Here is a 19,105-nt window from a genome sequence, read left to right on the forward strand (position 1 = left end):
GCCCTACTGCCCTACTGCCCTACTGCCCTACTGCCCTACTGCCCTACTGCCCTACCCCTCCTCAATCTCCGCCTGCAACGCCTCCATATGCGTCGCGGCGGCCGAAGCCGCCGCGCGTTCGATGGCGCGGAAACGGCTGACCACGGCCAGGCCCACCGCCGTCAATTGTGCGCCGCCGCCCTTGCGGCCGCCGGTCTGCGCGGCCACCAGCGGCTTGCCGAACACCCGGTTCATGTCCTCGACCAGGTCCCACGCATGCTTGTAGGACATCTCCATGCCGCGCGCGGCGGCCGAGATCGAACCGAAGGCGGCGATCTGCTCCAGCAATTCGATCTTGCCCGGCCCGATGCGCCCGTCGGGGTCGAGATTTATCCGCAAGCTCAGCGACGGCATTGTCTTCCTCCGCGATCACGCCCGCCATGTTAGAGCGTCCCTGGCCGCCTCGCTATTCCAAATCGATATAGCGCAGAGACCCGCTCGCCGTCTCAGCCGTCCGCCTCCGCGGGGAGCCCGCCCCCGGTGTTTGCCTGGTCGAAACTCACCGTCTTGATCACGGCGAAGACCTGTCCGCCGAGCCGCAGCTTCAGAACCTGCCGCGACTGTTCGGTGACCCGTGCCAGCACGGTCGCGCCGTTGCAGTCGATACCGATCTCGACCGTCGGCCCCTCGCCCGGTCTGATCGCGACGATCGTGCCGGCCAGGATGTTGAGCGCGCTGAGACCAGACGGCCGTTCGGTGGCGATCATGACGTCGCGCGCGCGGATGCGTATGCGCACCGGCGCGCCCACCGTCGCCGCCAGCTTGGGCACGCGTATCTCGCCGGCGTTCGAGCCAAGCACCGTCATGCCGAAAACCTCGTCATGCTGCAGTACGCTGGCGTCCAGCACCGCGCCGCCCTCGCCGCGCTCCTCCGCCGGCAGAAGGTCCAGCCTTTGCATGACAGCCGTGGTCGGGCCGCTGGCGGCAAGCTTGCCTCGCGCCAGCATCACCACGTCGCTCGCCAGCCGCGCCACCTCGGCGATCGAATGGCTGACATAGACGATCGGGATCTTGGTCTCGTCGCGCAGGCGCTCGACATAGGGCAGGATTTCGGCCTTGCGCGCCTCGTCGAGCGAGGCCAGCGGCTCGTCCATCAGCAACAGCCGGGGGCTGGCGAGCAGCGCCCGGCCGATCGCGACGCGCTGCCTCTCGCCGCCCGAGAGCTTTGCCGGCCGCCGCGCCAGCAGCGGCTCGATGCCGAGCAATTCGACGACGGCGTCGATCTCGGCATAACGCTCCGCCGCCGGCGTGAACCAGCGGCCGTAGCGCAAATTGCTCGCCACGCTCATATGCGGAAACAGACGCGCGTCCTGGAACACCATGCCGATCCGGCGCCTGTGCTTCGGCACGAAAATGCCCTTGGCGGTGTCGACCAGCACACGCCCATCGATCTCGATGCGTCCCTGATCGGGCCGGATCAACCCGGCAATCATATTGATCAGCGTCGTCTTGCCCGAGCCAGAGGGCCCGAACAGCGCCGTCAGCCGCCCGGCGCTCTCGAAGCGGATGTCGAGCGGGAAATCGCCGAGCCGATGGCGGATGTCGACAAGGACCGTCATTCGATGTCCATCCGCCGGCCGACGCGCCGCGCCAGCACTTCCGAGGCCACCAGGGCGGCCATCGAGATGACGATCGAGATCAGCGTCAGCCGAAGCGCGCCGGCATCGCCGCCCGGCACCTGGGTGAACGTGTAGATTGCCGACGGCAGCGTCTGCGTCTCGTTCGGGATGTTGGAGACGAAGGTGATCGTCGCTCCGAACTCGCCCATCGCCTTGGCGAAGGAGAGGATGGCACCGGCGATCAGCCCAGGCAAGATCAGCGGCAAGGTGATGGTGCCGAACACCCATGGCGGGCTGGCGCCGAGCGTTCCGGCCGCCGCCTCCATCTTGCGGTCGACGGCCTCGATCGACAATCGGATCGCCCGCACCATCAGCGGAAAACCCATGACGCCGCAGGCAAGAGCCGCACCCGTCCAGCGAAAGGAAAAAACGATGCCGAAATGCTCGGCCAGGAATGCGCCGGCCGGCCCGCGCTTGCCGAAGGTCAGAAGCAGGAGATAGCCGGTCACCACGGGCGGCAGGATCAGCGGCAGATGCACCAGCCCGTTGAGCAGCGTCTTGCCCCAGAAGCGGCCGCGCGCCAGGAGCAGCGCTATCGCTATGCCCGGCGGCAGGCTGGCGATCATCGCCACTGTCGCCACCTTGATGGACAGCCGGACCGCATTCCATTCGTCGGGAGTGAGGTCCAGCAGCCAGTTCATGCGCAGGTGGCTATCCTAGTTGACGGGCGCAAGGACCGTGAAACCCTGCTCCTTGAATAGATCCGATGCCTTTGCCGTCCGCAGGCACTTCAGGAAGGCAGGCGTGTCCTTGTCCTTCGAATCAGCCGTTTGGGCAACCGGATAGATGATCGGCGGATGTGAATCCTCGGGGAAAACACCAACCACCTTGACGCCCTTTTCGGCATGCGCGTCCGTGGCGTAGACGATGCCGAGAGTCGCTTCGCCCGTCGAGACCAGCTTGAGCGCCGCACGCACATTCTCGGCCTGCGCCACCTTGCCCTCGACCGAGGACCAGACGCCGAGCGATTCAAGCGCGGCCTTGCCGTATTTGCCAGCCGGCACAGCCTTGAGGTCGCCCATGGCGAGCTTGCCGTCGCCGACCAGTCTGGCCAGATCAAAACCCTTTTCGATCTTGGCTTCAACGCCCGAATCCTTCGGCGCCACCAGCACGATCTGGTTGCCGAGCAGCTTCACTTCGGTATCGGGCTTGGTCAGCTTCCTGTCGGAAAGATACTTCATCCAGTCGAGATCGGCCGAGATGAAGACGTCCGCCGGCGCGCCGCTTTCGATCTGCTTGGCGAGCGCCGAACTCGCCGCGTAGGAGATGGTCGCCGCTTCGCCGACATCTGCCGCGCAGGCCTTGTTGACCGCGTCGAGCGCGTCCTTGAGGCTGGCGGCCGCAAACACCACGACCTCGTCTTGCGCGCGCGCCGCCGGCACTGCTGCCGTCCACGCCGCCGCGAAGCCACCAATGGCGACCGCCGCCACTGCAAAACCGTTGCGCGTCATGAAGCTCTCCCTGAGTTGGCATCCGGCCTGCTCGAAGCCTGCCATCCGATATATCCGGATGAATATAACAAGGAAAGATTTTTCGCCCAGCGTCGCCATTGAATGCGCGGCGTCATCGCGACCTGCGATAGACCAGCACGGATACAGCGAAAGGCAGACGAAGACGTCACAAGAAAATCGGCGCCCGTTGCCCTCGACGGAACCAAGGCTGAAATCTTCTAAAGCGCGTCGTTCCCCCAAAACTGCGGTCACTTTTGGGCGACATAGCTGTCGCCGCCGTGATCTATTGGGAGAGGCGAGACAATGTCTAAATGCAGATAAGTGTGTGTCGAAACGAGCCTTCCGGCGTCTTCACCATCCGCACTTTGCAGACATACCGCGTCTCGCTTGATATGGCGCTTGCGGGAAGGTCATTCCCCTTTGCGTCAGCGGGCTTGCAAGTCGCGCGGGGACAGTTTGGCAGCTTCGCAGCTGGATCGTCGCAGAACGGCTTCATGCTGTTGTTGATGCATTCACACCCGCACTCGGCAAATGCGTGGGCATTGAAAGCGAAGACAAAGACGAGCGCAAATACCGCTGCTGACAGTCGCATGGACGCCTCCCCCGGAAATCTCCTGGCCTGAGGGTAAGGTCGACCGATCTTGTCGAAAAGATATCAAAACGACGTACCGGCGAGGCACCACCATCGCCACGGCCTCGAGACGTCAGGTCGGCAAGGTTGCGCCGGCGGTTCAGACCGCGATCGGCGCCTTGATCGTCGCGTCGGCGACATAGTTTTCCAGCCGGAAATCCTCGAAGCGGAAGGCGAAGAGATCCTTCACTTCAGGGTTGATCCACATGGTCGGCAGCGTTCTTGGCGTGCGCCGAAGTTGCTCGCGCGCCTGCTCGAAATGGTTCGAATAAAGATGCGCGTCGCCGAGCGTATGGACGAAATCACCGGGCTTCAGGCCGGTCACCTGCGCCACCATCAGCGTCAGCAGGGCGTAGGAGGCGATGTTGAACGGCACGCCGAGGAAGATGTCGCCGGAACGCTGGTAAAGCTGGCAGGAAAGCCGGCCTTCCGAGACGTAGAACTGGAACAGGCAATGGCATGGCGGCAACGCCATCGCCTCCACCTCGGCCGGATTCCAGGCCGAAACGATCAGCCGCCGCGATTGAGGATTGCGGCGTATCTCTTTCACAAGATTGTTTATCTGATCGATCGACCCGCCATGGCCGTCCGGCCAGGAACGCCACTGCTTGCCATAGACGGGGCCAAGGTCGCCATTCTCGTCAGCCCATTCGTCCCAGATGGAAACGCCATGGTCGGTCAGATATTTGATATTGGTTTCGCCGGCCAGGAACCACAAAAGCTCATGAATGATCGATTTCAGGTGCAGCTTCTTGGTGGTGGTGACGGGAAAGCCGCGCGCCAGATCGAAGCGCATCTGGTAGCCGAACACGGAGCGCGTGCCCGTGCCCGTGCGGTCGCCGCGGTCGGCGCCATGATCCAGCACGTGCTGCAGAAGGTCGAGATACTGGCGCATCGGTTCGGCTCGATTCGATTGTGCGAGCATTATAGCTGCTAGACAGGCGGCCGAACACATCAAAACGGCGCAGGCGACGCTTGCCTCATCACTGTTTCGGCGTCTGCGCCGACATCCAAGCAAACTGGCCGCAGCCTCGGTGTCCGTCTTGCAACGCCGGCAATTGGCGAAACCATCGGTGACAGCATTCCTCTCCCCGTCTCTATACGGGGAGAAGATGGCGGCAGCCAGATGAGGGGCAGCACAAGCCGTGCCCGTTACAAACCAGCGGCGCGCTTCAGCAGCCGCGCGAGCACGGAATTCTCAGAGCGAACCGAGCTTTCCCAGGTCCTTGGCAACGAGGTAGTAAAAAGTCACTCGATTCTTGGTGTTGTCTGCGGCCATCGCCTTGCAGGTCTTCTCGATCGCAGCATCTGCCTTCGCCGCATCGGCGACGCCGAGCTTCTTGCCGACCCAGTTTTCCCGGACGCGCTCGAGTTCTTTGGGATCGGTGCAGGACACCAGCGAGGAGTCGCGGTTCCTGAGCGCGATGCCCAGATGCTTGACGATCTTCTCGACAATTTCCGCACTCGCGGCGGCGTCGTATTTCTTCACGTCTGCAAGATAGTCGGCCATCAAAATTCCCCTCGTCGGCGCCACGGATCCGGTCGATGAGGGCTGTGGCGCGCTCCGCAACTCGTGCGCTCGGTCGGTAACTCCTCACCGCGGCAAAGCTTCGGTTGAGACCGTTCCCAAGTCAACCCTGCCGCGTCGCATTTTGACACAGGGACAAAGCACCATTGCGGTCTTTCATTTCTGGCGACGGACCCTTATATTCGCTTCGTCGGCTTGACCGACTATGGCGATAAACTGGCGATGAAATAAGCCGTTCGGACCCGGGGGCGGTACCCGGCGCCTCCACCAAAAACCGCTCTGGAAGACGGAGCGGCTTTTGCTGGGGGCGAAATAGGATCGACGAAGGTGTAAAGATCGTACTTTTGCCCGGCATTGTACCACCGTCATCGGGCTAAACTTATAGTTGCCAACGACAACTATGCGGAAGCACGTCTCGCTGCTTAATGCAGTGCGATAGCTTCAAATCAAGCCCTAGGGGTTCGCACTTCTAGGCGGGGTTCGGAGGTACCTGGCAACAGAAACCTCCACTTCTCCCCTTTTTCATCGGCATCACGCGCAACGGCACGCTCGCGCCGGCTAGACTTCGTTCGGCCCATGGGAGGCGACGCAGTGGAGCCGCGTGCCTCCTTCGACATGGGTAAAAAATGCAAAACAATTCCGACCGATTCTTCGTGGTGACCGGCGGTCCGGGCTCCGGCAAGACCACACTGATCGAAGCCTTGCGCCGTGCAGGGTTCGCCACCTCGGTCGAGGCCGGACGCGGCATCATTCGCGACCAGTCCGCCATTGGCGGCTCCGCTTTGCCTTGGAGCGATCGCGCATTGTTTGCCGAATTGATGCTGTCCTGGGAGATGCGCTCGTACCAAGCCGCGATCGAACAGGAAGGACCGGTCTTCCTCGATCGTGGCGTGCCCGACACGCTGGGCTATCTCCGCCTCAGCGGTCTGCCGGTGCCCGATCACGTCGGCATCGCAGCGAAGCGTTGCCGCTACAACCCTCGTGTCTTCGTTGCCCCGCCTTGGCCCGAAATCTTCACGCAGGATGAAGAACGCAAGCAAACGCTCGACGAAGCCGAGTGTACCTGTCACGCGCTGGTCGGCGTCTATGCCGAACTCGGTTATGAACTGGTACGGCTGCCCCTGGCGCCTGTCGAGACACGGCTGCGCTTCATGCTGGACGAAACGGGATTGGCATGAAAAAGGCCGGGATCGCCCCGGCCTCTTTCAATTTCCCGGCCTCTTTCAATTTATTAGCGATTGCCTACTCCGCCGGCGCTTCGACGGCCTCGCGCGAACGGCCGAGCGTGATCTTGGCCAGGGTGAAGGAGATCACCGCGCAGAGCGTGATGCCGGCGACCATCGGCAACGGCGTGCCGTCGAAAAAGATGCCCGCGACACCCATGGCGAGCGCACCGATGGCGAAGTGCAGCGTGCCCATCAGCGCCGAAGCCGTGCCGGCGATCTCGCCATGCTCCTCCATGGCCAATACCGAGGTGGTCGGAATGACCAGGCCGAGGAAGCCATAGCCGACGAACAGCAGCGCCGCCATCACATCCAGCCGGTCCACGCCGGAAGCCATGATAGCGAACAGTGCCACCATCGTCGTGGCGTAGCCGGTCACCGCTACCCACACCACCCGCTTGAGCCCGAAACGCTCGGAAAGCAGGCCGGTGAGCTGCGACATGCCGATGAAGGCGACGGCATTGATCGAGAAGAACACGCTATAGACCGAAGGCGACAGGCCGTAATGGTCGATCAGGATGAAGGACGAGCTCGACAGATAGACGAAGAAGCTCGCAATGCCGAAGCCCGCGATCGCCACCAGGCCGAGGAAATTGCGGTCCCCCATCAGGAAACGGTAGCCTGAAAGGGCGGTGCCAAAGGAAGAACCGGCGCGTTCTTCAGCCGGCCGCGTCTCCTTGAGCGAGGTCGCGAGCAGGATGGTTGCTAGCACCGCTGCGGCCGTGACGGTCCAGAACACGGCGCGCCAGCCGAAACTCTCGATGATCTGGCTGCCGGTCAGCGGCGCCAGGATCGGCGATACCGAGAACACCAGCATCAGCAACGACATCAGCTTGGCGGCTTCGTTGCCAGTGTGCAGGTCGCGCACGATCGCGCGCGGAATGGCCATGCCGGCGCTGGCGCCAAGGCCCTGCAGGAAACGGAAGGCGATCAGCCATTCGATGGTCGGCGCCAATGCCGAACCGACGCCGCCGACCATGAACAGCGCAAGACCGCCATAGAGCGGCAGCTTGCGTCCGACCATATCGGAGATCGGCCCGACGACGATCTGGCCGAAGCCCATCGACAGGAAGAAGATCAAAAGGCTCATCTGCACGGCTGCGGTGCCGGCGTTGAGATCCGCGCCGATCGAGGGCAATGCGGGCAGATACATATCGATGGCGAAGGGCCCGATGGCGGACAACAGGCCGAGCACGACCGCGATGCGGAGGAATTTGGGACTCATGATGTTGGCTTCTTTCGAATCTGGTTGCCGCCGCAAGGCGACGTCTGACCCCAGGACGTTCGATCCCGTGGGATTCCGACTCTCCGAGAGCGAATTGTTCGCCTGTCCAGAGGTGAACCCCTTATAGTGTGTCCACAAATTTAGACAGTCTTGTCTAAATCGTCAATCACCTCTATATAGATTTTCATGAGACCGGGTGTTTCTCCTGACAGTTTCCCGCCACGCAGCCACGAGGCCAAGCGCATCTCGGTGGTCGACGCAGCCGCTTCCGTGTTCTGCCGCGAGGGCTTTGCCGGCGCCAATATCGACCTGATCGCCGCCGAGGCGGGTGTCTCGCGCCAGACCGTCTACAACCACCATGGCGACAAGGAAAAGCTCTTCATCGCCGTAGTCCGCGATCTCACCGAGCGCTGCAATGCCGGCATCTTCGCCACCATCGCCACGTTCCCGGACCAGCCGAGGGATCTGGAAGCGGATCTGATCGGCTTTGCCGTGCGCCTGAACCAGAACTGCATCTGCAACCGCGACGGAAAATTCCTGCGCAAGCTGATCCAGACCGAAGGCGAGCGCTACCCCGAACTGTTCGCCGAATGGCGCGAACAGGGTCCTGGCAGGACATGGCCGGCAATCGCCGCCCGCTTCGCCCGCCTTGCCTATGGCGGTTACCTCGCGATCGACGACCCCGACGTCGCGGCGCGGCAGTTCCTCGGCCTCGTCAATGCTGAATTGCAGACGACCTTCATGCTCGGCGGCACCCCGGCCGAGGACGAGGTCGTGCAATCGGCGACAAATGGCGTGCGCACCTTCCTGCGCGCTTTCGGCAAGCGCCCCTCCCCGACCAGCGTCAAGAAACACGCCGCGCTTGCCAACGCGTGACATTTGCGGGTGACGCAAGCCGGCTTCCGCGATCAAATCTCGGCAATCGTCCTCGCTTCCTCGCGGCGGCGGTCTATATGCGGTTTACGCCGCGCTCAAGCTTGATTACAGCTATGCGGACGATTCAACGGAACCCGACCGCCACATGGCCGACGACCACATCCGCTATGACATTCTGGCCCAGGAGGCGTTGCGCGGCGTCATGCGCAAGGTCCTGGCCGAGGTCGCGCGCACCGGCCTCCCCGGCAACCATCATTTCTTCATCACCTTCCTGACCGGCGCGCCGGGCGTGCGCGTGTCTTCGCGGCTGCGCGAGCGCTATCCGGAGCAGATGACCATCGTCATCCAGTTCCAGTATTGGGACCTGAAGGTCACCGAGACCGGTTTCGAGGTCGGGCTCTCCTTCTCGGACGTGCCGGAAAAACTCGAAATCCCGTTCTCGGCGGTGCGCGGCTTCTACGATCCGTCGGTTAACTTCGAACTCGAATTCGACGTCAAGACCGAAGGCCAGTCAGATGACGAACCAGCTTCCCAGCCGGCGTCCGAACCGCTCGCCATCGTCTCCGAGAAAAAGCCGAAGGCGGAGAAGAAGGCCGCCGAACCCGAGAAGAAGGCGGCCGATGCCGATGCCGCCAAGGGCGCCGAAGTCGTCTCGCTCGACGCCTTCCGCAAGAAATAAGCCTTCGGGTCGCGCGTCATGGCCGACATCGTCAATCTGCGCCAGGCTCGCAAGCAGAAGGCAAGGCTGGAGAAGGAACGCACTGCCAGCCAGAACCGCGCCCTGTACGGCCGCTCCGGGGCAGAGAAGGAACGCGACCGCCTGGTTGCCGAAAAGGCCGAGTTCTTCGTCGCGGGCCATCGGCGTCAACCGTCGCCCGATCCGGACCCCAAATGAGCTCCAGGTGAGCCCGGTCGAAAAACGCTCGGTGACGATCCGTGGCCACCGCACCAGCTATTCGCTCGAAAAGCCGTTTTTTGACGACCTTGTCGCCATCGCCGCCGCGCGCAATCTGACCCTTGCCGCGCTGGTCGCGGAAGTCGACGAAAACCGGCCGCGTGACACCAATCTGTCCTCGGCGCTCCGGATCCATGTACTGGCCTGGGCGAAGCACGGCCGCGCCTGATGCCGGACGCCGTCAGGCAGCGCCTTCCTGTTTCCCGCGGCGGGTGCCGAACCCCAGCAGGGCCGTGCGATCGCGCTCTTCCGCCTGTTTCCTGGATCTGACGCGCATCAGGTCCTTCCAGCCGACGTAACCGACCAGCGTTCCGTCGTCGCGTGCCACGACCGGCAGATGCGACACGTTGGCCATCAGGAGCTTGTCCGACAGGCCTTCCAGATATTCATCGGGATAGGCAAGCGTCACCTTGCTGCCGGCCAGTAATTCGCCGAGCGTCGTCGTCCGGTGCTTGCCGGCACGCCGCCAGCGCAGGATCGCCGGTGGATCGATGAGTCCGAGCACCTGCCTGTTGCCGTCAATGACCGGGAAGCTCGGATGACGCGTCTCCGGCGCGGTCAGGAATGCCGCCGCACCATGCAGCGTCATCGTCGCCGGCACGCTCTGAACCTGCGTGGTCATCACTTCATGCACCCTGGTCAGCGCGAACGGATCGACCCGGTATTCGCGCACCAGATGATGCCCTCGCCTGGCGATCTTCTCGGTCAGGATGGAACGTTTCATCAAAAGCACCGTCACCGCATGGGCGGCGGCGCAGGCCGCGATCAGCGGCACCAGCACATGCGTGTTGCCGGTCAATTCGACCGCGAAGAAGGTCGCCGTCAGCGGCGCGCGCATCGTGCCACCCATGGTCGCCGCCATCGCCAGCAGCGCCCAGAAGCCGGGATCGGCCGCCGGCAGGAAGCCGGCGAGCACCGCGCCCATCGCGCCGCCCATGATCAGCAGTGGCGCCAGCACGCCGCCCGACGTTCCCGAGCCCAACGCCACGGACCAGATGACGGCTTTCACCACCAACAACAGGAGTGCCGCCGTTGCGATCGTACGGCCGTCCAGCATGCTGGATATGTTGTCGTAGCCGACGCCGAGCGCCTGCGGCTCGATCAAGCCGCCAATGCCGACGACGAGGCCGCCGAGCATCGGCCACCACATCCAGTGGATCGGCAGCTTCTGGAAACCGTCCTCGCAGGCATAGACCATCTGCGTCAGCAAGGCAGACAGGAGGCCGGCGGCAACGCCGATCAGGACCCAGCCGCCAAGACCGGCAAAGGAAATCGCCATGCCGCCCTGAAACGGAAAGATCGGTCCCGGCATGTGCAGCATGGTGCGCTCGACCTCCGCCACGATGGCAGCCACCGCCACCGGAATGAAGCTGCGCGGCGTCCACTCGAACAGAAGCAGTTCCACCGCCAGCATGATGGCGGCGATCGGCGTTCCGAACACGGTGGTCATGCCCGCGGCGGCGCCCGCCACCAGCAGCGTCTTGCGCTCATTGTCGCTGACCGGCAGCATCTGCGCGATCAGCGAGCCGATGGCGCCGCCGGTCATGATGATTGGGCCCTCGGCGCCGAACGGTCCACCGGAGCCGATCGAGATCGCCGACGACAGCGGCTTCAGCACCGCGACCTTGGCGTCCAGCCGCGAGCGCCCGAGCAGGATCGCTTCGATCGCTTCTGGAATGCCGTGGCCACGGATCTTCTCGCTGCCGTAGCGCGCCATCAGGCCGATGATGAGTGCGCCGATCACCGGCACGGCGACGGCGGCATATCCAAGCGGCGTGTCCTCCAGTTTCAGATCGGCGAGCGTGAATTGACCGAAATAGGCGACGTTGGTGGCGAGCCGGATCAATTTCAGCAGGATGATGCCGGCAAACAGCGCGGCCGTCGCCACCACCACCGCGATGCCAGCGATCAGCAACACCCTGGCGTCGGTGGTGAAATCGCGCAGATGTCCGGGACTGCCCTGTTCGGTCTTCATTGCCTGCCTGCTTTCCGTGGCGTGTCGCTGTTGGAGGATCGGCAAACCGTCAAAACGGCTTTGCCGGCGGCTATGTATCGTAATACGATATAAATATTCAAGCGGGCCTGGCCCGAAATCGTTTGAGCTTTGGCCGGAATGACAACACATGTCTGATATGTCGCATCCGCAAAAACCCCGCCCCGCCATCAGCCAGGCCGACTACCAGCGGCTGTCGGAGTTCCGCTATCTGATCCGCCGCTTCCTGGAATTCAGCCAGCTACAGGCCGAAGACGCCGGTCTGACATCGCGCCAGCATCAGGCACTGCTCGCCATCAAGGGTTTTCCGGGCGGAGGCCCGGTAGCCATCGGCGACCTCGCCGAACGCTTGCGCATCCGTCATCATAGCGCCGTCGAACTGGTCAACCGCCTGTGCGAGGCCGGGCTGATCGTCAGGGATCAGGACAAGGACGACCAGCGCAAGGTGCTGCTGCAACTGACCGAGCGGGCCGATGCCTGCCTCGCCGACTTGTCGGCCGTGCATCTCGACGAGCTTTCGCGCATCGAACCCATGCTGAGGAGCGTGCTCGCCCGAAAGGACCGCGACACGCTCCAGAGACAAGTTTCGCAACCTAGCTGAATGGAGGCTATGCCATGTACAACATCTGGTTTTCCAAGGCAGTCCCGGTTTCCACAGGCGTTACTGGCGACGTTCGAAATCTGTCCAATGCCGAACAAGCTCTCGACCTTCTTACCAATCACTGGCGCGATGCGGGAAGCATCAAGCATAAGGCTGCGCTGCGGGCGTGCCGACAGGCCATGAACGGCGGCGTATCGGCCGATACCGCCAGGGATGCTTTTGTCGAAGCCGCGAGGGAAGCGCGCATTCTGGTCGAATAACTGCCGCGCATGGCCTGGGCGTTGTTGGCCCAACCACAGGCCCGACATACCGTCCTCGATCGACGGTGAGCGCACGATGAGATCGCGACAGCCGTCAGCAACGCGCCGTCGTCCATTCAACTTTTGCGAAGCCCGGCTACCATCGGGAAGATGGGACATAAGGGGCCGCATAAAAAAATTCCGGAAACCCCGAATCCTTTGGCTCCGCCGCTTCGTCTCGGACATGAGCGACCTGCAAGGTGCAGGGCCGACAAAGGAACAGACAAGATGAAACACCATTTGATACGTTACAGGACCAAACCGGAGCTGGTCGACGAGAACGAGCGGCTGGTCAAGGCCGTGTTCCAGGAATTGCGGGATAAATCGCCCGAAGGGTTTCGCTACATGACATGGCGGTCCGGCGACGGTACCTTCTTCCATCTGGTCGAGGCGGCAACCGAGGAGCAGGCCGGCACCCTTCCGGGGCTAGCGGCATTCGCGACTTTTCAGAACGGCATCAGGGATCGCTGCATCGAGCCTCCGCATCGCGAGGCGATGACGGTAGTGGGCAGTTACCGGATGCTGGACCACTAGGCGCGGTCAAGCGATGTGGAGAACGGCGGGCGTATGAACATCCTCATTCCTGGCGAGCACCGCGCGCTCATCGAACGCCTGCTTGGGGACTTGCGCCCAAAGCTGCACCGCTATTGCGCGCGCATGACGGGTTCCGTCTTCGACGGCGAGGACGTGTTGCAGGAAGCGCTGGCCAAGGCGTTCGAGGCTTTGCCGAACGCCGGCCAGATCGCAAATCCGGAGGGCTGGCTGTTCCGCATCGCGCACAACACGGCACTCGATTTTCTGCGCCGGCGAGCCCGCGAAAAGGTCTTTTCCGATGAGGATCCGGACATGATCGTCGACCCGGCCAACGCCACCTTCGACCGTCAGGCCGCTGCCGCCGGCCTGCACACCTTCATGCGCCTGCCCGTCGCGCAGCGCAGCAGCGTCATCATGATGGACGTTCTGGGTTATTCGCTGCAAGAGATCAGCGCCGCGCTGGACACCAACGTCCCGGCCGTCAAGGCGGCGCTGCATCGTGGCCGCGGCCGCTTGCGCCAGCTCGCCGCCGAGCCCGAGGATCGGCCGGTTCCCAGGTTGGGCGTCTCCGAACGCCTGTTGCTCGAAGCCTATATCGATCGCTTCAACGCCCGTGATTTCGACGCCGTGCGCGACATGCTCGCCGATGAAGTTCGCCTGGAGCTGGTGGCCAGGACGCGGTTTACCGGACCCAAGGAAGTGGCCACCTATTTCCACAACTATTCCCGCCTCCGCGATTGGCGTTTCGTGCCGGGATTCGTCGAGGACAGGCCGGTGGTCCTCGTTCACGACGGCAACGATCCGGCTGCGCGACCAGCCTATTTCATCCTGCTGGTCTGGCAGGAGGGCAAGCTTGCCGCCATCCGCGATTTTCGTCACGCCCGCTACGTCGCCGACAGCGCCGAACTGCTCGTTATTTGAACGATCGAGGGAAATCCCCTGCCTACTGCCCTACTGCCCTACTGCCCTACTGCCCTACTGCCCTACTGCCCTACTGCCCTACTGCCCTACTGCAAAGACTTCAGCAAATTGTCGATCGTAGACGGATTGAACTGCGGTTTGGCCGGAGGCGGATTGTCATTGGCCACCGGCGGTGCCGCCGGTTCCGGGTTCGGCGTCTGCTCGGCGCCCTTGCGCTCTGCTTCCAGCCTTGCCTTCTCCTGCGAGGAGGTCCGCATCGCCTCCTCGGCCTTTGCCTTGGCATCCGCCTCGGCTTTGACTTTTGCCTCGGCATCCGCCTTGGCCCTGGCCTCTGCTTCGGCCTGCGCCTGAGCTTCCGCCTCGGCTTTCGCCTTGGCGTCGGCCTCGGCCTTCAGCCGCGCCGCCTCCTCCCGCTGTCGCTGCTCCTCGGCCGCCTTGTCGCGCTGGTCCTGCAACGCAGCGTAGTAACGCACTTCGCGCCGCAGCCGCTGCTTCTCCAGCAACGCGGCCTGCATCGCCTCGACCCGCTGCTGCTCCTTCTCGAGCGCGCGCTGGGTCAGGAACTGCGCCAGCGGTTCGCTGTCGAACTGCCGTTTGACGGCGCCGAACGGCCCCTCGACGCTGAAATTCATCGCCGGTTCGGAACCGACGAGCGCTTCGTCGCCGGGCCGGTAGGTGACCGCGCCCTTGGCGGAGACCGTATCGGCATTGAGGTCCGCCGTGATGTCGGCGGACAAGGTCGCCGAAGGATTTTCGAGGCTGATCGGCGGCGCTCGCAGCGTGCCACCTGCAATGGTGAAGGCGATGTCGGTATCCTTTGCCGCGAAACTGCCATCTGCCGCGATAGCGGGCGCGAAGCCGGCGGTCTTGGCTGCATCGATATCGCGGCCGATCGCGTCCGCCTTGGCGAGGAAGGTGCTGAACGCATTGGGATTGACGCCGGCGACCGTGACGCCCTTCAGCGCCGCCGTGCCCGAACCCGACAGAGCGGCAACCATCGCGTCGACCGATTTGCCACTTGTCGAAAACGCCGCGGAGACATCCCCCTTGCCGCCGATGCCGGCATCCGGCAGCAAGGCTGGCAGATCGGCGTCCGCGAGCTTCATCTGGCCGGTGAAAAGCCCAGTGCCGTCATTGTTTTTCAATTCGAACAGGCCGGTCAGCGCACCGCCAAGGAATTTCGCCTTGAGATCGGACACGCGGATGCCTTCCTGGTCGAGCTTCAGCGACAAGGCCGCGTCATAGGCGGTCGCGAATGGCCCTGCGGCAAGGGAAGCCGTGGTCAAGTCGAGATCGGCCGTGAATGGAAGGCTGGATTTCTGGCTGAACGGGGCCGACGGCCACACACCGCCGTTGTTGTCTCCGCTCTTGTCCGTGAACGCGGAATCGCCGAACAGCGCCACCGCCATCGGGTCGAGATCAAGTTCGTCGAGCGCCAGCGAGCCGGCCAGATGCGGCACGCCATCTTTGCCGTCAATCCCCTCCTTGACGTCGATGTTCACGTCACCCGACACCGCAGATTCGTTGATGGCGGCGTTGAGGCCGGAGAGCACCAGTAGGCCGTTGCCGTAATCGGCCTGCGCGGTGAGCGACGTCGACGTGCCTGTCCCCATGCCCGGCAGGCCTATGCCCGATGTCATCAGCCAGGGCTCGATGTCGGCCGTATCGAGGCTGACCTTGCCCTTCGCGACCGGACCTTGCGGCGTGTCGGCTACGGTGCCGTCGAAACCGGCGTTGAAGTCGTTGCCGGCAAGGCTGAAGCTCGTCGCCAGGCCGCCGCCCAGCGTGCCCTTGGCCTGGATGTCGGTGCTTGCCTCGCCGAGCATGCCGAGCGGCAGTGCCGGCAAGCCGTAAAGTGCCAGCAGCGCTGTGGCGTCGGGGTTCCTGGCATTGAAGGTCAGCGCCACAGGCGCTTCAAGAAGCTTGTCGACCGCTCCCTTCCCCGACAGCGAGGCGGAAAAGGACGATCCGCCGGCCTTGCCTTGCCCGCTCACAGCAAGCCCTGTTGTGCCGTCGCCATTGTCGGCAGCACTCACCACAAGATCGACGCGCGAGTCCTGGAACAGGTCGGGATAAGCAGCGGCGCGGCTTGCCAGTCCCTTGAGCACGGCATTGTCGGCATAGTGCTGCGCCGCCACGTCTATCAGCGGCTTCAGGTCGACGGCGACCACGGAGGCGTCAAGCTTGCCGGTCGGGCTCGCTGGGAAATCCTTGATCCGGCCTGTGGCGCTGATCGACGCGCCAGCCAGCCCGCCCACCGACAGCCGGTCGATCTCAAGCAGCCCGTCGCGCAGCCTGAGCGCGGTGTCGACCGTGTCGGCGGTCAAGCCTCCGGCACTGACCGGTCCCGCCTTGATCTGGAAATCGAGGTCGCGGTCGGCAAATCGGTTGGCGCCCTTGTCACTGATGAAGATCGAAGCGAAGGCCGCTAGCCCGTCGACATCGAGATCGCCGCCTTCCAGCCGCATCAGCACCGAGGGCCTGGCGTCGTCGGGCTGGCTGGAATCGATGCGGCCGGAAAACATCGCTTTGCCCAGGACCAGTTCGAGATCGCTGAAGGCCTGGCGCTTTTCGGAGAGATCGACTTTAGCCCGGAAGCCGGCGGCGGGCAGACGCCGGATCGCCTCGTCGACGTCCTTGGACAACCAGGCAGCGAAGCCGGAAGGCTGCGCCACCGCCAGCAGCAGCGAACCGGTGAAGCCGAAATGGTTCTCGACGCTGAGCAGGCCGTCGGCCTCCAGCGTGGCGCGGCCGGGCAGTGTCGCGGCGAGCGATTTCACCGACCAGCCGCCATCGACCGGCTCGGCGGAAAGATGAACGTCGCGAACCGTGGTGTCACCGGCCACCACGGCCGGCAACCTGACCTCGACCGTTCCGGGAATGGTCGGCTTGGGCAGGTCGAGCAAAGCCTGTTCCAGTCCGGCAATGCGCTGATCCAGTGTCAGGCCGGCGCCTGCCGCACCCACGGCCTCGTCGAACTGCACCTGCGCGCCATTGGCCTCGATGGCGAAGCTCGGCTTCTGGCCGAGATCGATCGAGGCCTTGCCGTCGGCGGTATAGGGATTGTCGAGGGGTCCGGTCTCGAAGCGGAATTCATCGATGCCGAGCTTCTGGTGATCGAGCGCGAACTTGCCGTTAACCCGAAAGCCGGGATTGGACTTGCCGGTGCCGACCTTCACCGTCTCGCCATCGGTGCCCCGCAACTGGGCTGAGTTCTTATCGGCGCCGGAAATCTTGAACTGTCCGGAGTAGATGGCGGCGCCGTTGACGATGCCGGCATTGCCGTCGGTTTCGATGACCAGCGGATACGCGTCGGGATCGGCCTTGAGCCGAAACCGCATCTGGCCGTTGGCTTCGGCCTTGCCGGTAGTGGCGGCAACCGTCGTGCGCAGGCCGTCGAACCTCAACGTGCCATCCATGCGCCACGGGCCCGCCAGCGATTTGGCCGAAATGGTCGAATTGATCTCGGACATGGTGTGGCTGCGTCCGCCGGCGGCATGACGCAGCTCGATCTGCCCTTCCGTCACCGTCAGCTTCTCGATCGAGATCTGGTTGAGGTTGAAGGGCGAGGACGGCCGCATCGCCCAGTCGACGGTGCCATTGGCGGCGATGTCGATCGTCGCTTTCGGCCGCACCAGCCGCATGTCGAAAATCAGCACCTCGCCACGCAGGAACGGCGCCAGTTCCGCATCCATCGAAAACGTCTCGACGGTCATCGCCGGCTGGCCGGCGGGGCCGCCGGCAACGGCGACATTGGAGAAGGTTACCGACGGAAACGGCAACAAGCGCGCCGTGGCGTCGCCCTGCACGGTCACCTTGCGGCCGAGAATGGCGCTCGCTTCGCGCTCGAACTGCGCCCGATAGCCGGACCAGTCGACAAAATACGGCCCCACCAGCGCCGCGCACAGCACCAGCACGAACAGGCCACCAAAGATCACGAACAGGCGTGCGAGCATCAGTTCCGAACGGTTTGGTTGAAATCAGCCGCACTCTACCTGCATCCGCGTGTCGATAAAGAGGCAATTCGATCGTCGTCGGCGACAACCATGGACGGCGTTCGATGTTGCGCGGTCGCTCTTGATCGCGATACCTTGCTTTGGGCGTCCTCGCCCTGTTCCGGTCGCGGCGTTTTCCGATCCGGGATCGTCTGAAACAATCCTGGAAAAGCGGAGAATTGGGGATGTCGGGGAAGAACTGGGACCGTGTGCCGATCGATGCGCAGAGCGTCGACGCGCCGCTTTCGCAATCAGCGATTTTCCTTGTCGTCACCATAGCCGATGAACAGGCGGTTCTCGGAAAGGTTTGTTCCGTACTCGGCGACCTTGACGACCTGGTCAAGACTGTCGGGTTCCGCGACCTCGGCGGCCGCCTGTCCTGCATCGCCGGCATCGGCCACGATCTATGGAACCGGCTCAACCCCGGCCGGCGGCCGGCGGAGTTGAAGCGGTTCACGCCGATCAAGGGTGCGGTTCACGCCGCGCCCACGACGCCGGGCGACCTCTCTTCCATATCCGCTCCGAGCGGCCAGACATGTGCTTCGAGTTCGAGCGTATCCTGCTGGACAGGCTTGGTGCCGGCGTGACCGTCGTCGACGAAGTCTCGGGGTTTCGTTATTTCGATGCCCGCGACCTGCTCGGTTTCGTCGACGGCACAGCCAACCCCACCGGCCTCGATCTGCCCGCCTCGGCGCTCGTTGGCGACGAAGATCCCGATTTTGCCGGCGGCAGCTATGTCGTCGTTCAAAAATACCTGCACGATCTCCAAGCGTGGGCGCGAATCCCCACGCCCGTGCAGGAGGCGATCATCGGCCGAACCAAGATCGACAACATCGAAATCGATGATGACGAAGCGCCGCGCAAATCGCACAAGTCGCTCGCCACCATCGAGGATGCCGACGGCACCGAACATGACATATTGCGCGACAACATGCCGTTCGGCCGGCCGGGGCAACGGGAATTCGGCACCTACTTCATCGGCTATTCGAGATATCTCTGGGTGATCGAGAAGATGCTGCAGCGCATGTATGTCGGCGACCCGCCCGGCGCCTACGACCGGCTGCTTGATTTCTCCACCCCTCACACCGGCACGACATTCTTCGCACCGACACGGCCGATGCTGCAGGTGCTTGCCGAGGCAGCGCCAGAGAAGTTGGCCACTCGGTAAACGACGCACACAGCAAAGCGGCCTACCGACCACGTGCCGGCGGAGAA

Annotated in this window: 18 protein-coding genes, 1 other RNA gene and 1 pseudogene; 11 read left to right on the forward strand and 9 right to left on the reverse strand. The window is 63.5% G+C overall.

The genetic code is table 11. The features are described 5' to 3' along the window. Positions 1 to 51 precede the first annotated feature (51 nt). The 6 genes from LB545_RS20265 to LB545_RS20290 all read right to left on the reverse strand — a co-directional run bounded on the left by LB545_RS20265 (position 52) and on the right by LB545_RS20290 (position 5,250). Positions 52 to 393, reverse strand: coding sequence for a winged helix-turn-helix domain-containing protein (locus tag LB545_RS20265; protein WP_140495328.1), 342 nt, complete (start codon positions 391 to 393; stop codon positions 52 to 54). Positions 394 to 485: 92 nt separating this feature from the next. After that, positions 486 to 1,598, reverse strand: a complete 1,113-nt coding sequence (modC, locus tag LB545_RS20270) for a molybdenum ABC transporter ATP-binding protein (RefSeq protein WP_140664685.1) — start codon at positions 1,596 to 1,598, stop codon at positions 486 to 488. After that, positions 1,595 to 2,299, reverse strand: a complete 705-nt coding sequence (modB, locus tag LB545_RS20275; protein WP_140495324.1) for a molybdate ABC transporter permease subunit — start codon at positions 2,297 to 2,299, stop codon at positions 1,595 to 1,597. The genes modC and modB overlap by 4 nt, the downstream gene beginning before the upstream one ends. A gap of 15 nt (positions 2,300 to 2,314) precedes the next feature. Further along, positions 2,315 to 3,109: a molybdate ABC transporter substrate-binding protein gene (gene modA / locus LB545_RS20280; RefSeq protein ID WP_140559667.1), complete on the reverse strand. Its 795-nt coding sequence runs from the start codon at positions 3,107 to 3,109 to the stop codon at positions 2,315 to 2,317. Between the two features lie 731 nt (positions 3,110 to 3,840). Then, positions 3,841 to 4,635: a thymidylate synthase gene (locus tag LB545_RS20285; protein ID WP_140521267.1), complete on the reverse strand. Its 795-nt coding sequence runs from the start codon at positions 4,633 to 4,635 to the stop codon at positions 3,841 to 3,843. A gap of 303 nt (positions 4,636 to 4,938) precedes the next feature. Further along, on the reverse strand, positions 4,939 to 5,250 hold the full coding sequence (locus LB545_RS20290) for a DUF2853 family protein (RefSeq protein ID WP_140495320.1): 312 nt from the start codon (positions 5,248 to 5,250) through the stop codon (positions 4,939 to 4,941). Between the two features lie 168 nt (positions 5,251 to 5,418). On the opposite strand from LB545_RS20290, the gene ssrA reads away from it, so the two are divergent. Together ssrA and LB545_RS20300 are read left to right on the forward strand one after the other, a co-directional pair. Beyond that, positions 5,419 to 5,779: a transfer-messenger RNA gene (gene ssrA / locus LB545_RS20295) on the forward strand. Between the two features lie 115 nt (positions 5,780 to 5,894). After that, on the forward strand, positions 5,895 to 6,446 hold the full coding sequence (locus LB545_RS20300; RefSeq protein ID WP_140664688.1) for an AAA family ATPase: 552 nt from the start codon (positions 5,895 to 5,897) through the stop codon (positions 6,444 to 6,446). Positions 6,447 to 6,510: 64 nt separating this feature from the next. Here the strand turns inward: LB545_RS20300 and LB545_RS20305 are convergent, their stop codons facing one another. Beyond that, a complete protein-coding gene (locus LB545_RS20305; RefSeq protein ID WP_140664691.1) occupies positions 6,511 to 7,716 on the reverse strand; it encodes a multidrug effflux MFS transporter in 1,206 nt (401 codons plus the stop codon). A 186-nt stretch (positions 7,717 to 7,902) separates the two neighbouring features. On the opposite strand from LB545_RS20305, the gene LB545_RS20310 reads away from it, so the two are divergent. From LB545_RS20310 to LB545_RS20325, 4 genes are all read left to right on the forward strand, one after another. Then, positions 7,903 to 8,592, forward strand: coding sequence for a TetR/AcrR family transcriptional regulator (locus tag LB545_RS20310; RefSeq protein WP_140495314.1), 690 nt, complete (start codon positions 7,903 to 7,905; stop codon positions 8,590 to 8,592). Between the two features lie 145 nt (positions 8,593 to 8,737). After that, positions 8,738 to 9,271, forward strand: a complete 534-nt coding sequence (locus LB545_RS20315; RefSeq protein WP_140495312.1) for an SspB family protein — start codon at positions 8,738 to 8,740, stop codon at positions 9,269 to 9,271. Positions 9,272 to 9,289: 18 nt separating this feature from the next. Continuing rightward, the gene (locus LB545_RS20320; RefSeq protein WP_140495310.1) at positions 9,290 to 9,487 is read left to right on the forward strand and encodes a DUF4169 family protein; all 198 of its coding nucleotides are present in this window, start codon (positions 9,290 to 9,292) and stop codon (positions 9,485 to 9,487) included. Positions 9,488 to 9,494: 7 nt separating this feature from the next. Then, positions 9,495 to 9,716, forward strand: a complete 222-nt coding sequence (locus tag LB545_RS20325; RefSeq protein ID WP_224705729.1) for a ribbon-helix-helix domain-containing protein — start codon at positions 9,495 to 9,497, stop codon at positions 9,714 to 9,716. Positions 9,717 to 9,728: 12 nt separating this feature from the next. Here the strand turns inward: LB545_RS20325 and LB545_RS20330 are convergent, their stop codons facing one another. Beyond that, positions 9,729 to 11,522, reverse strand: a complete 1,794-nt coding sequence (locus tag LB545_RS20330) for a chloride channel protein (protein WP_224705730.1) — start codon at positions 11,520 to 11,522, stop codon at positions 9,729 to 9,731. Between the two features lie 148 nt (positions 11,523 to 11,670). Here LB545_RS20330 and LB545_RS20335 point away from each other — a divergent pair, with 148 nt between their 5' ends. The 4 genes from LB545_RS20335 to LB545_RS20350 all read left to right on the forward strand — a co-directional run bounded on the left by LB545_RS20335 (position 11,671) and on the right by LB545_RS20350 (position 13,895). Further along, entirely contained in the window at positions 11,671 to 12,141 is a 471-nt protein-coding gene (locus tag LB545_RS20335; RefSeq protein WP_140516535.1) for a MarR family winged helix-turn-helix transcriptional regulator, read from the forward strand. Between the two features lie 14 nt (positions 12,142 to 12,155). After that, a complete protein-coding gene (locus LB545_RS20340; RefSeq protein ID WP_140495302.1) occupies positions 12,156 to 12,401 on the forward strand; it encodes a DUF982 domain-containing protein in 246 nt (81 codons plus the stop codon). A gap of 267 nt (positions 12,402 to 12,668) precedes the next feature. Beyond that, positions 12,669 to 12,974 carry a hypothetical protein gene (locus tag LB545_RS20345; RefSeq protein WP_140495300.1) on the forward strand — a complete coding sequence of 102 codons (306 nt, stop codon included), beginning with the start codon at positions 12,669 to 12,671 and terminating at the stop codon, positions 12,972 to 12,974. Between the two features lie 33 nt (positions 12,975 to 13,007). Next, on the forward strand, positions 13,008 to 13,895 hold the full coding sequence (locus tag LB545_RS20350) for a sigma-70 family RNA polymerase sigma factor (RefSeq protein WP_140495298.1): 888 nt from the start codon (positions 13,008 to 13,010) through the stop codon (positions 13,893 to 13,895). An 86-nt stretch (positions 13,896 to 13,981) separates the two neighbouring features. Here LB545_RS20350 and LB545_RS20355 read toward each other — a convergent pair whose 3' ends face one another. Then, on the reverse strand, positions 13,982 to 17,851 hold the full coding sequence (locus LB545_RS20355) for an AsmA family protein (protein WP_224705731.1): 3,870 nt from the start codon (positions 17,849 to 17,851) through the stop codon (positions 13,982 to 13,984). 224 nt (positions 17,852 to 18,075) lie between these two features. On the opposite strand from LB545_RS20355, the pseudogene LB545_RS20360 reads away from it, so the two are divergent. After that, a pseudogene (locus LB545_RS20360) lies at positions 18,076 to 19,058 on the forward strand (Dyp-type peroxidase). Positions 19,059 to 19,105 lie beyond the last annotated feature (47 nt).

The organism is Mesorhizobium sp. BR1-1-6 (genome assembly GCF_020165355.1).
Classification (GTDB): Bacteria; Pseudomonadota; Alphaproteobacteria; order Rhizobiales; family Rhizobiaceae; genus Mesorhizobium.

Coding starts and splice junctions, on each gene's coding strand:
- LB545_RS20265 (WP_140495328.1), bottom strand. CDS start 393: ATGCCGTCGCTGAGCTTGCGGATAAATCTCGACCCCGACGGGCGCATC.
- modC (WP_140664685.1), bottom strand. CDS start 1,598: ATGACGGTCCTTGTCGACATCCGCCATCGGCTCGGCGATTTCCCGCTC.
- modB (WP_140495324.1), bottom strand. CDS start 2,299: ATGAACTGGCTGCTGGACCTCACTCCCGACGAATGGAATGCGGTCCGG.
- modA (WP_140559667.1), bottom strand. CDS start 3,109: ATGACGCGCAACGGTTTTGCAGTGGCGGCGGTCGCCATTGGTGGCTTC.
- LB545_RS20285 (WP_140521267.1), bottom strand. CDS start 4,635: ATGCGCCAGTATCTCGACCTTCTGCAGCACGTGCTGGATCATGGCGCC.
- LB545_RS20290 (WP_140495320.1), bottom strand. CDS start 5,250: ATGGCCGACTATCTTGCAGACGTGAAGAAATACGACGCCGCCGCGAGT.
- LB545_RS20300 (WP_140664688.1), top strand. CDS start 5,895: ATGCAAAACAATTCCGACCGATTCTTCGTGGTGACCGGCGGTCCGGGC.
- LB545_RS20305 (WP_140664691.1), bottom strand. CDS start 7,716: ATGAGTCCCAAATTCCTCCGCATCGCGGTCGTGCTCGGCCTGTTGTCC.
- LB545_RS20310 (WP_140495314.1), top strand. CDS start 7,903: ATGAGACCGGGTGTTTCTCCTGACAGTTTCCCGCCACGCAGCCACGAG.
- LB545_RS20315 (WP_140495312.1), top strand. CDS start 8,738: ATGGCCGACGACCACATCCGCTATGACATTCTGGCCCAGGAGGCGTTG.
- LB545_RS20320 (WP_140495310.1), top strand. CDS start 9,290: ATGGCCGACATCGTCAATCTGCGCCAGGCTCGCAAGCAGAAGGCAAGG.
- LB545_RS20330 (WP_224705730.1), bottom strand. CDS start 11,522: ATGAAGACCGAACAGGGCAGTCCCGGACATCTGCGCGATTTCACCACC.
- LB545_RS20335 (WP_140516535.1), top strand. CDS start 11,671: ATGTCTGATATGTCGCATCCGCAAAAACCCCGCCCCGCCATCAGCCAG.
- LB545_RS20340 (WP_140495302.1), top strand. CDS start 12,156: ATGTACAACATCTGGTTTTCCAAGGCAGTCCCGGTTTCCACAGGCGTT.
- LB545_RS20345 (WP_140495300.1), top strand. CDS start 12,669: ATGAAACACCATTTGATACGTTACAGGACCAAACCGGAGCTGGTCGAC.
- LB545_RS20350 (WP_140495298.1), top strand. CDS start 13,008: ATGAACATCCTCATTCCTGGCGAGCACCGCGCGCTCATCGAACGCCTG.
- LB545_RS20355 (WP_224705731.1), bottom strand. CDS start 17,851: ATGCTCGCACGCCTGTTCGTGATCTTTGGTGGCCTGTTCGTGCTGGTG.